The following is a 10,716-nucleotide window of genomic DNA, read 5'->3' on the forward strand; positions in this document are numbered from 1 at the left end:
GAACTTCATTGTCTGGTCTGGCGCTTTCGCACGGAGCCTCAGGAAACGATGTTCTTCAACGAAAGGTGTCGCGCATACCAGGGCCGTTGCGGCACCTTGCGCAGCAGGTTGTCGAGCTTGTCCTCGTCACCGAAGGTGATGCGCAGGGCCAACTTCATGGTCTCCACGTCCATCTCCACCGACTTGCCCGGGCGCATGCCCGGCTGCGTGCTGCAGCCATGGGTATCCGGACCCAGCCAGGGATCATCGACCTCCACCCAGCGCCCGGGAGCGAACCAGGGCACGCCGTTGACTTCGAGGCGACGTACCTGACCGGGGTGATGGCGCTCATGGGCACGGAACCAGTCGTCGATGCGATCGTCGATCCAGCCGTGAAACCCCCAGAAGACCGGGTGCACATGGGATGAGAACGGATCACCGAGGAAGTCGTTCTCAGGCTCGAACCAGCGCGCGGCGAAGTCCGCCTGGTCGCGGGCGAACGGCACCGGCGCGCCATTGTTGGGATCGCGCGGCACCGACGCCCAGCACATGTGCAGCCAATCGTGCAGGTTCATCTCCAGTTCCGAGCCGAAGGCGCCCAGGGTCAGTTTCGACAGGTACACCGGATCCTGGTACTGCGACTCCCACACCTGGAAGTTGCTGCAGTAGGTCTCGCCGGCCTTGATCGCTCCCACCCACTGGCCATAGGCGTCGTCGCCCGGCGCCTGCCAGCCTGGCGGCACGCAGTAGCCGTCGTGGTTGTCGAAGTAGCGGGCGAAACCTGTTCGATCGAACTCGACGCTGGGTTGCGGTAGCGGAAAGCGTTGCCAGGAAGGCAGGTCCTGCAGTGTGCGGGCATACATCAGCATGTGCCGGTGCATGAACAGGAAATCGATACCCGAACCATTGCGGTGCTTGCGCGGGCCGCGGGCATCACGCTCACGGTCGCGCGGCCCAGGTTGCCAGCCCAGGCCACGCAGCGCGTTCTGCTTGGTCTGCGGCAACTTGTGCCACTGGTCTCGGGTGGCATGCCAAAGCTGGTGGAACAGGCGATGCTCAGCGCCGACCACCCACTCGCGCATTTCGGGGGTATAGGGCAGACGCTCGCGGGCCTCGGGGAACAGACGCTTGACCGCGACGAAACGGCTGTCGGGCACCGGCAGGGTCAGCGGTCTATCCAAGCGTTGTACGCGGCCACTCAACGTGCCGCTACCGGCATTGGCGAACTCGGCCCAAACCTCGTCGAGACTCGCCACGCATTCATAACCCGGCCCGCCGTGCTGGTTGACCAGCCGCCAACGCACCTCGGTGCTGCTGGCACCGACCAGGTCACCGAGCACACGATAGGCCGGCTCGGCAGCACCGCGAAGACCCTCGCCGGTATCGACGAATCCGCGCAGGCCACGCCCCTTGGTGGCGACGTCGAGGAACATCTCGACGCCCTGTCGAGGCAGCCCGTCAAGTCCTCGTTCTGCACCGTCGAAGCGGATCTCCCACACACCGCGCAGCCGGTCGGCCAGGACCTGCCCGGCATAGTCGGCCAGTTCGACGCTGGCCTCGCCGGGCGTGACGATATCGTCTTCAGGGTCGTGGGTCAGCTGCTGGTGCGCGTAATAGGCCGCCGTGCCTGTGGCGCCCGCCACTGCCAGGCCAGCGATGAATCCTCGTCGGGAAATTGTCATTGCGCCTCAATCCGTCTTCGCGTGCCGCGACTTCTATCCAAGCTAGGACGTAGATAGGCCGGGAAAATTTAGCCGTCTAATTAACCACCCGGCGCGCTCGTCTGTTGGTTATCTCCCGCTGACAGAGGCATACCCATGACCTCCCTGCACGATCGCCTGACCGAATCGGTCAAGGCCACGCACTACCGGGTCTTCGACATTGATCTGAAGACCGTTGAACCCTTGAGCCCGTCACTGAGCCGCTTTGTCTTCACTGGCGAGGACGTGGCGCAGATGACCACCCTGGCCCCCGACCAGCGCGTCAAGCTGCTGTTTCCGACGCCCGCAGGAGCACCGCCAAGCCTGCCCAAGCACGCGCAATGGCAACAGGCGCGGCGCGAGCTGGCGGCGCAGGACATGCCACCGATGCGCACCTACACCATCCGCGCCCTGCGCCGCGACGCCCTGGAGGTAGAGGTGGACTTTGTCCTGCATGGCGTCAATGGCCCGGCCTCGGCCTGGGCCACCCATGCCCGTCCGGGTGACCGCCTGCAGATGGTCGCACCCAACCTGGCCTATGCCGACGACCCCGGCGGCTACGAGTGGAAGCCGCCGCACAGTGTCCGGCGTATCTTGCTGATCGGTGACGAAACTGCCCTGCCGGCCATCGCCGGCATCCTCGAGCAGTTGGCCACGAACACGCCGGAACTGCAGGTGGAGGCCTTTATCGAAGTGCCGCTGGAAGCCGACTGCCTCGACCTGCGCCACAGCCCGGCCACCCGCCTGCACTGGCTGCCGCGTGACCTGCTGCGCAGCGAACATGGCCAGGGCATGCAGCACGCCGTGCGCGAACTGGCCAGCCTGCCGGCGGTGCGCGGCGCATCGACGGTCGAGCTGGAAGACGTGGATATCGACGAGCGCATCCTCTGGGAACAGGCCAGCGGCGAGCACGGCGACTTCCATGCCTGGATCGCCGGGGAGTCGGGGACCGTCATGGATATCCGCCGGCACCTGATCAAGGAGCGCGGACTGCCAAGGGAGAGCCTGACGCTGATGGGCTACTGGCGCGCCGGTCGCACCTTCGACTAATACCTGCATCCTGCAGGAGATCACCCAGCCCTTCGGCCAGGGCGATCTCCTGCAGGGAATTTCGCCTGGATTCGAACACTCAGCCAGCTGATACCGCCGCCGCGACGGCCTCGGCAAACCTTGCCGCCACCTCGTCGATCTGCTCGGCACTGATGATCAGCGGCGGCAGGAAGCGCACCACCGCACCATGGCGGCCGCCCAGCTCGAGGATCAGGCCACGACGCAGGCATTCGCGCTGCACCTTCGGCGCCAGCTTGCGGCAGGCCGGCGGATGGCCTTGGACGTCGCGCTTGCCCGCCGGATCCACCAGTTCCACGCCCAGCATCAGGCCACGGCCACGGATATCGCCAAGCTGCGGATAGTCCTGCTGCAACCGTTGCAGGTGCCCGCGCAGGCGCTGGCCCATGGCCTCGGCGTGCTCGCACAGGCGGTGCTCCACCAGGTACTTCATCACCGCCGAGCCCGCGGCCATGGCCATCTGGTTACCACGGAAGGTACCGGCATGGGCACCCGGCGACCACTGGTCGAGCCAGTCGCGATAGACCATCACGGCCAGCGGCAGGCTGCCGCCAATAGCCTTGGACAGGGTGACCACGTCGGGCACGATGCCGGCGTGCTCGAAGGCGAACATCTTGCCGGTACGGGCGAAACCGCTCTGGATCTCGTCGACGATCAACGCCACCCCGGCCTGCTCGGTGATCCGGCGCAACCCGCGCAACCACTCGATATCGGCGGGGATCACCCCCCCCTCGCCCTGCACAACCTCAACGATCACTGCCGCCGGCAGCGCAACGCCGGCCTCCGGATCGCACAGCAGGTTTTCCAGGTAGTGCAGGTTGGCGCGCACGCCCGCCTCGCCGCCGAGGCCGAACGGGCAGCGGTAGTCATAGGGATAAGGCAGGAACTGCACGCCATTGTTCAGCAACGCGCCGAGCGGCTTTTTCGGCCCCAGGCTGCCCATCAGGCTCAGCGCGCCCTGGGTCATGCCATGGTAGGCCCCCTGGAACGCCAGCACGGTGCTGCGCCCGGTGACCGTGCGCACCAGCTTGAGCGCAGCCTCGACCGCATCGGTACCGGTCGGGCCGCAGAACTGGATCTTCGCTTCCCGGCGCAGGCCCTCGGGCAGCAGGGCGAACAGGTCCTGGACGAACTGATCCTTGACCGGCGTGGTCAGGTCCAGGGTGTGCAGCGGCAGTTCGTCGGCCAGCACACGCTGGATCGCGTCGATCACCACCGGATGGTTGTGGCCCAGGGCCAGGGTGCCGGCACCTGCGAGGCAATCGATGAACTGGCGGCCCTCGACGTCCTCGACGTACAGGCCACGGGCGCGCTTGAGCGCCAGGGGGATGCGCCGGGGGTAGCTGCGGGCGTTGGATTCCTGCTGCTGCTGGCGCAGCAGCAAGGGCGAATCCTCGAATTCGTACAGGGCGCGCGGCGCAGTGGCCGGCAGTACCTGGGCAAGACTGGAAGCGGTCGACATCGGAAAAACCCTCGCAAGCAAGCGAATGTGCCCGCCACGCGCCCTGTAACCGGATGTGTGTCGGGTTCTTATCGCTTGAAAAACGCTTCAGCGAGGTGCGGATTTAGCGGTTGTCATGGGATTTGTCGTAGATGGCGGCCTCTGTCGCGGAGCAAGCCCGCTCCCACGGTCTCATGACCAAGCTGCTTGGAAGCGGGCTTGCCCCACGATGGGTACAGCGCCGAACTCAACTTCCTGAACGCGCCGGCACCTGCAGGCTCACCCGCAAACCATCGGCCCGGCTGTCGAACCGCAGGCTGCCAGCGCAGCGCTGGACGATGGCCTGGACGATCGCCAGCCCCAGCCCGCAACCTCCGCTCTGGCCGTTGCGCCAGAAACGTTCGGTCAGGTGTTCGAGATCTTCCTGGGCAATCCCCGGCCCATGATCGCGCACCAGGAAGTCCACCTGCCCGTCCTGCGCCTGTACCTCCAGCTCCACGGCGGCATCGCCGCCATGGCGCAGGGCGTTGTCCAGCAAGTTGCGCAGCGCCGCCACCGCCAACGGCGCCGGCATGCTCAGGTAGACCTTGGCCGCCGCCTCGGGCAGGCGCAGGTGAATGCGCCGGTTGTCGCCGCCACCAGCGTCCTCGATGGCCTGTCGGGCAACCTGCTCGGCGCTGCACTGCACGCCATCGTCGAACGACAGGCTGCCCTCGACCCGCGCCAGCATCAGCAGTTGCTCCAGCGTGCGGTGCATGCGATCGGTACCCTGCTCGGCATGCTCCAACGCCTGCTCACGCACGGCACCGTCGGTCATGCGCGCCACCTGCAGATGGGTCTTGATGGCGGTCAGCGGGCTGCGCAGCTCATGGGCGGCGTCGTCAGTCAGACGGCGTTCGCGCTCGATGGTCTGGGCGATGCGCAGGAACAGCTGGTTCTGGGTATCGAGCAGCGGTTGCAGCTCGCTGGGCAGGCCGGCCACCTGCAACGGCTCGACGCTGTCGGCGCGGCGCCTGCGCAAGGCATCACGCATGCGATTGAGCGGCGCCAGCCCCTTGCCCAGGCCGATCCACAATAGCCCCAGGCTGCCCAGCAAGGCCATCAGCACAGGCGCCGAGGCCGCCAGCAGGATTGACTGGTTCAGCGCCTCGCGCTCCTGGTGGCGGTCGGCGGTGGTGATGCGCACATCGCCATGGTTGTAGGTGAAGGTACGCCAGGAGGCGCCATCGATGGTCTGGTCACGGAAGCCGCTGCGCTCGTCGTCCATGGCGCCGTCGTGCTTGTGGTTGCTGGCGAGGATCTCGCCGCGCAGCGAGCTGACCTGACAGGCCATGCCGTCCGGCACGCTGAACTGGTCGGCGGAAAAATGCGCATCCTGGCCCTTGGCAGTCAACGGTTGCGGCAACTGGTCGATCAGCCCCGCGACCATGCGCGCCGATGCCACCAGGCGCTGGTCGAGGGAGAACATCATCTGCTGGCGCAGGTCGCGCAGCATCCAGGCCGCCGCCAGCGCCCAGATGACGATGAACACACTGCCGAGAATCAGTGAAAGGCGAACCCGCAGGCTCATGACACACGCTCCTCCGGCGCCTGGGCCGGCCCCAGACGGTAGCCAAGGCCGCGTACGGTCTCGACGATGCTGTTGCCCAGTTTGCGCCGCAGGTGGTGGATATGCACGTTCAGCGCGTTGCTTTCGACCTCGTCGCTAAAACCGTAGACGCAGTCCTTGAGTTGCTCGCTGGACAGCACGCGCCCCGGGTTCTGCAGCAATGCCTGCAGCAGGGCCTGCTCGCGGCGCGACAGGTCCACCGCCTGGCCGCCCAGGGTCGCCGCGCAACTGCTGGGGTCGTAGCGCAGCGGGCCGTGCTCGATGACGTTCACCGCCCGCCCGGCGACGCGGCGCAGCAGGGTATGCAGGCGAGCGGCCAGTTCGCGCAGGTCGAAGGGCTTGAGCAGGTAGTCGTCGGCGCCGGCCTGCAGGCCGTCGACCCGGTCGGTGACCGCGTCGCGGGCGGTGAGCACCAGCACCGGCAGGGTCTCGCCCTGCTGGCGCAGGCGGCGCAGCAGCTTGAGGCCGTCCTCGTCGGGCAGGCCCAGGTCGAGGATCATCACATCAAACTTCGCGGTTCCGAGCATCTGCCGGGCCTGCGAGGCGCTGGCCACCCGGTCCACGGTCAGGCCCTGGGCCGAGAGGCCGGCGCAGATGCCGCTGGCGATCAGGTCATCGTCCTCGCAGAGCAGAACGTGCATATGGGGTCTCCTGGGTGGGGAAGCTGGCATTGCACAGGGTGGCGATTAAGGGGGGATTATGAACGGATTTGGAGGACTTCGTCGGGCTGATAGCATCGGGACAGACAAGGCTGTCGCCGATCCTAAGACCAACTTAACCTTCAGTTAATAACCCAAGGCCAGCATGGCCCTCTTCAAAGCTCTGCCAAGGCGTCGACATGCGTGTTCTCCTGCTCTTCCTGACATTCCTGCTCGCCGGCCCCCTCCAGGCCAACCCGTTTGCGGTCAAGCCGGACTTCCTGCCGGTCAACGAAGCCTTCGTCCTGACCCACGATCGCCTGGAAAACGGCCAGATGCGCCTGCATTTCCAGATCAAGGACGGTTACTACCTTTACCAGAAACGCCTGAAGTTCGACGGCCTGCCCCCTGAGCAGCACCCCGTACTGCCCCAGGCCGAGAACCACCACGACGAGTTCTTCGGCGACAGCGCAGTCTATCGCTCCGAGCTGGAACTGCTGCTGCCGGCCGGCGCCGGCGGTGAACTGCGCCTGGGCTGGCAAGGCTGCGCCGACGCTGGCCTGTGCTACCCGCCGCAGACCACGCCGATCGCTCTCGGCGGTAGCGCCACGCCAGTCGCCGCTGCCGAACAGGCCAGCGACCAGGCGCTGGCCGGCACCCTGCAACGGGACAGCCTGGCCTGGAGCCTGCTGGCATTCTTCGGCCTGGGCCTGCTGCTGGCCTTCACCCCCTGCTCGCTGCCGATGCTGCCGATCCTCGCCGGACTGGTCCTGGGCAACGGCGCCAGCGCCCGGCGCGGCTGGTGGCTGGCCGGTGTCTATGTGCTGAGCATGGCGCTGGTCTACGCCGCCCTGGGCGTGATCGCCGCGCTGCTGGGCGCAAGCCTGCAGGCCTGGTTGCAACAGCCCTGGCTGCTGGGCAGCCTGGCCGGCCTGTTCGTGCTCCTGGCCCTGCCGATGTTCGGCGCCTTCGAACTGCAGTTGCCGGCCGCCCTGCGTGACCGCCTGGACCGAGCCGGACAAGGCACCCGTGGCGGCAACCTCTACGGTGCGGCATTGCTGGGCGCGTTGTCGGGCCTGCTGCTGGGACCTTGCATGACCGCGCCACTGGCCGGCGCGTTGTTGTTCATCGCCCAGAGCGGCGATGTGCTGCAAGGCGCGCTGGTGCTGTTCAGCCTCGGGCTGGGCATGGGCGTGCCATTGCTGTTGCTGGTCACCCTGGGCAACCGCTACCTGCCACGCCCGGGTGCCTGGATGAACCTGGTCAAGGGCTTGTTCGGCTTCGTGTTCCTGGCCATGGCTCTGTACACCGTGCGTGGCCTGCTGGCGGAAACGCTGGTGCTGGCCCTGGCCGGCGCCTGGCTGATCGCCCTGGGCTGGGCCGCCTGGCCGGCCCTGCAACGCCTGCCCGCCTTGCGCGCCATTCCTCTGCTCGGCGCCCTGTGGGGTGGCCTGCTGCTGGTGGGGGCCGCTGCCGGGGGCAACGACCTGTGGCAACCTCTACAGCCCTTCGCCGGCAAGGGCACGGCAGCAGCCCCGGCCAACGCCCACGACGCCTTCGTCACCGTGAGCGCGCCGGCCGACCTGCAACGTGAGCTCGATGCCGCCAAGGCCCGCGGCCAATGGGTGCTGGTGGACTACTATGCCGACTGGTGCGTGTCGTGCAAGGTCATGGAAAAGCAGGTGTTCGGCCGTGGCGATGTCCAGGCCAGTCTGGCCGGCGTGCACCTGCTGCGCCTGGATGTGACCGCCGACTCCCCGGCCAGTCGCGAACTGCTGCAGCGCTACCAGGTACCAGGCCCGCCCAGCCTGATCTGGATTGGCCCGGAAGGCGACGAGCGCCGCGCCCGCCGCATCACCGGCGAGATCGACGCCACCGGCTTCCTGCAACACTGGGCCCAGACCAGGAGCCAAGGCTGATGCTGACCGTCACCCTCGGGCCACTGACCATGGCCCTGAACCACCTGCTGCTGCTCGCGGCGCTGGGCATCGCCAGCCTGGTCGGCTGGCGGGTGGCCAGGCGCGGCGGCGAGAATCCGGAGTCGGCGCTGTTCAACCTGTTCCTGCTGGGATTGCTGTTCGCCCGCCTGGGCTTCGTCCTGGCCTACTGGCCGATGTACCGCGACGACCCGCTGCAGGTCATCGACATCCGCGACGGCGGCTTCCTGCTCTGGGGCGGCCTGCTGGGCATCGTCCTCGGCACCCTGTGGCAGGGCTGGCGGCGCCCCGGCCTGCGCCGGCCACTGGGCTGGGCGTTGTTCAGCGGCGCGCTGTTCTGGGGGCTGTCCAGCCTGGCCAGCCACCTGTACAGCAAGGGCACCGAGCTGCCGGACCTGAGCCTGCGCGACAGCCGCGGGCAGGTGGTGGCCCTGCACAGCTACCGCGGGCGACCGCTGGTGATCAACATCTGGGCCACCTGGTGCCCGCCCTGCCGGCGCGAAATGCCGGTATTGCAACAGGCCGAGGACGACTACCCCCACGTGACCTTCCTGTTCGTCAACCAGGGAGAAACCCCGGAAAACGTCAGCACCTTCATGGCCACAACCGGCCTGACCCTGTCCCACGTACTGTTTGACGGCACTGGCGAACTGGCCCGCAAGGTCGGCTCCATGGCCCTGCCCACCACCCTGTTCTACAACGCCGAAGGGCGGCTGGTCGGCAGCCACCTGGGCGAGCTGTCGCGCGCCAGCCTGCGCCACGCCCTGGAACCCTTCGAACGCGCCGATGCGCCCGCCCCACAAGGAAACTGACATGCGATTGAATGCGCTGCTGCCCCTGACCTTCACCCTGCTCGCCGCGCCCCTGCTGCACGCCGAAGAGCTACCCAAGCCGATCCAGCAACTGCAGGCCAAGGGCGCCGTGATCAAGGGCAGCTTCGACGCCCCCAATGGCCTGCGCGGCTATGCCGCCGAGTACCACAACAACGGCATCGCCCTGTACCTGACGCCCGACGGCAAGCACGTGCTGGTGGGCAGCCTGTTCGACGAGCAGGGCAAGGACCTCAGTGCCGAGCCACTGGAAAAGCTGGTGTACGCACCGATGAGCAAGGCGGTCTGGGCGAAGATGGAAAAGACCGCCTGGATCCAGGACGGCAAGGTGGACGCACCCCGTACCGTCTACCTGTTCAGCGACCCCAACTGCCCCTATTGCAACATGTTCTGGCAGCAGGCCCGGCCCTGGGTCGAGTCGGGCAAGGTGCAGCTGCGCCACATCATGGTCGGCATCATCCGCGAGGACAGCCCGGGCAAGTCCGCCGCGCTGCTCGCCGCCAAGGACCCGGCCAAGGCCTTGCAGGAACACGAGAAGGCCGGCAAGGCCAGCACGCTCAAGGCGCTGGACAAGGTGCCGGAGACGGTTCAGAAGAGGCTCGAGGCGAATCTGGCGCTGATGGAAGAACTGGGCCTGGCCGCGACACCGGCGATCTTCTACCAGGATGAGCAAGGGCAGTTGCAGAGCCAGCAAGGGGCGCCGCGGCCGGAGATGCTGGGGAAGATACTCGGCAAGCGTTAAACGGCAATCTATCTGAAGGTGCAACGATAGCCTTTGGCGAATACCTCGACAGGGCTGTCGTAACCCACCAGCAGACAGCGCTTCAAGCCCAGCGACCCTGACGGGTCGCAAAGCGCTTTGCGTTCGCCTGGGCACTGTACGAAAAGTAATGCCATAAACACCGCCGCCAGCAAGCCATCCTGATCATTGCAGCAAAGCTTTCCGCCAGCTTGCAGCGGCGTGTACCCAGGCGGCGGTTCTCCTTCAGCCAACCAAATAGTCGTGGACAAGGAGATACGGTCGGCACACGGCCGGAGCCGTCCTTTACACGCTCATTGATACGCCCGCTTCACCCTCGACCTTGACCATGGCTCAAGCCATCAAGGTCTCGGAAAATAGAGTGTGTATACGCTGACAGAAATCTGATTTTTCGACACTGTCCGGCAACACCAATACATAGTAAAAAATTCGATTGAAGCGCAAATTGATATCGTACGGTTCGAAATCCGAATCACCTTCAAACTCGAATAGCGTAGCGATCCCGTTCAACGCTGCTGGCTTTGCCTCAACGCCGAAGCACCCCTCGCCCGTCGCCCCCAGATTGTAACCTTGCTCAAGGTGGGCCTTCAGCATCCCCTCATCTTTATAGAAAAGAATAAACTCCTCTCCCCGAATGCACTCCTGCTGTGACTGAAACCCCAGACGTGCTGCTTTTTCCGTCAATGCCGCGAGCCCTGCCTCCAGCGACGTATCGGTATAAAAGCCATACATGACACCCGACCAATCAGCCATT

9 protein-coding genes and 1 pseudogene are annotated in these 10,716 nt (G+C 66.1%); 4 read left to right on the top strand and 6 right to left on the bottom strand.

What is annotated here, in order from left to right; genetic code table 11:
• Positions 1 to 38 precede the first annotated feature (38 nt).
• Entirely contained in the window at positions 39 to 1,661 is a 1,623-nt protein-coding gene (pvdP, locus tag AC25MA_RS02290; protein WP_213883469.1) for a pyoverdine maturation tyrosinase PvdP, read from the bottom strand.
• 135 nt (positions 1,662 to 1,796) lie between these two features.
• Here pvdP and AC25MA_RS02295 point away from each other — a divergent pair, with 135 nt between their 5' ends.
• Positions 1,797 to 2,729 carry a siderophore-interacting protein gene (locus AC25MA_RS02295; protein WP_486971759.1) on the top strand — a complete coding sequence of 311 codons (933 nt, stop codon included), beginning with the start codon at positions 1,797 to 1,799 and terminating at the stop codon, positions 2,727 to 2,729.
• A gap of 79 nt (positions 2,730 to 2,808) precedes the next feature.
• Here AC25MA_RS02295 and AC25MA_RS02300 read toward each other — a convergent pair whose 3' ends face one another.
• From AC25MA_RS02300 to AC25MA_RS02310, 3 genes are all read right to left on the bottom strand, one after another.
• Complete coding sequence (locus AC25MA_RS02300; RefSeq protein WP_028692894.1) at positions 2,809 to 4,209, bottom strand: aspartate aminotransferase family protein; 1,401 nt, start codon at positions 4,207 to 4,209, stop codon at positions 2,809 to 2,811.
• Positions 4,210 to 4,435: 226 nt separating this feature from the next.
• Entirely contained in the window at positions 4,436 to 5,758 is a 1,323-nt protein-coding gene (locus AC25MA_RS02305) for an ATP-binding protein (RefSeq protein WP_062362479.1), read from the bottom strand.
• The gene (locus AC25MA_RS02310) at positions 5,755 to 6,438 is read right to left on the bottom strand and encodes a response regulator (RefSeq protein ID WP_028692892.1); all 684 of its coding nucleotides are present in this window, start codon (positions 6,436 to 6,438) and stop codon (positions 5,755 to 5,757) included. Before AC25MA_RS02310 ends, AC25MA_RS02305 begins: the two co-directional genes overlap by 4 nt.
• Before the next feature lie 197 nt (positions 6,439 to 6,635).
• Between AC25MA_RS02310 and dsbD the strand changes: the two genes are divergently transcribed.
• The 3 genes from dsbD to dsbG are packed head-to-tail and all read left to right on the top strand — an operon-like array spanning position 6,636 to position 9,944.
• Positions 6,636 to 8,354, top strand: coding sequence for a protein-disulfide reductase DsbD (gene dsbD, locus AC25MA_RS02315; protein WP_197866388.1), 1,719 nt, complete (start codon positions 6,636 to 6,638; stop codon positions 8,352 to 8,354).
• Complete coding sequence (locus tag AC25MA_RS02320; protein ID WP_062574680.1) at positions 8,354 to 9,184, top strand: TlpA family protein disulfide reductase; 831 nt, start codon at positions 8,354 to 8,356, stop codon at positions 9,182 to 9,184. Before dsbD ends, AC25MA_RS02320 begins: the two co-directional genes overlap by 1 nt.
• A 1-nt stretch (position 9,185) precedes the next feature.
• The gene (gene dsbG / locus AC25MA_RS02325; protein ID WP_028692889.1) at positions 9,186 to 9,944 is read left to right on the top strand and encodes a thiol:disulfide interchange protein DsbG; all 759 of its coding nucleotides are present in this window, start codon (positions 9,186 to 9,188) and stop codon (positions 9,942 to 9,944) included.
• An 82-nt stretch (positions 9,945 to 10,026) separates the two neighbouring features.
• Here dsbG and AC25MA_RS02330 read toward each other — a convergent pair.
• A pseudogene (locus tag AC25MA_RS02330) lies at positions 10,027 to 10,206 on the bottom strand (hypothetical protein); the annotation flags it as partial.
• A gap of 89 nt (positions 10,207 to 10,295) precedes the next feature.
• A complete protein-coding gene (locus AC25MA_RS02335; RefSeq protein WP_028692888.1) occupies positions 10,296 to 10,715 on the bottom strand; it encodes a hypothetical protein in 420 nt (139 codons plus the stop codon).
• Between the last annotated feature and the right edge of the window lies 1 nt (position 10,716).

The sequence above is a fragment of the Pseudomonas sp. P65(2024) genome, assembly GCF_057480955.1.

Coding starts and splice junctions, on each gene's coding strand:
- pvdP (WP_213883469.1), bottom strand. CDS start 1,661: ATGACAATTTCCCGACGAGGATTCATCGCTGGCCTGGCAGTGGCGGGC.
- AC25MA_RS02295 (WP_486971759.1), top strand. CDS start 1,797: ATGACCTCCCTGCACGATCGCCTGACCGAATCGGTCAAGGCCACGCAC.
- AC25MA_RS02300 (WP_028692894.1), bottom strand. CDS start 4,209: ATGTCGACCGCTTCCAGTCTTGCCCAGGTACTGCCGGCCACTGCGCCG.
- AC25MA_RS02305 (WP_062362479.1), bottom strand. CDS start 5,758: ATGAGCCTGCGGGTTCGCCTTTCACTGATTCTCGGCAGTGTGTTCATC.
- AC25MA_RS02310 (WP_028692892.1), bottom strand. CDS start 6,438: ATGCACGTTCTGCTCTGCGAGGACGATGACCTGATCGCCAGCGGCATC.
- dsbD (WP_197866388.1), top strand. CDS start 6,636: ATGCGTGTTCTCCTGCTCTTCCTGACATTCCTGCTCGCCGGCCCCCTC.
- AC25MA_RS02320 (WP_062574680.1), top strand. CDS start 8,354: ATGCTGACCGTCACCCTCGGGCCACTGACCATGGCCCTGAACCACCTG.
- dsbG (WP_028692889.1), top strand. CDS start 9,186: ATGCGATTGAATGCGCTGCTGCCCCTGACCTTCACCCTGCTCGCCGCG.
- AC25MA_RS02335 (WP_028692888.1), bottom strand. CDS start 10,715: ATGGCTGATTGGTCGGGTGTCATGTATGGCTTTTATACCGATACGTCG.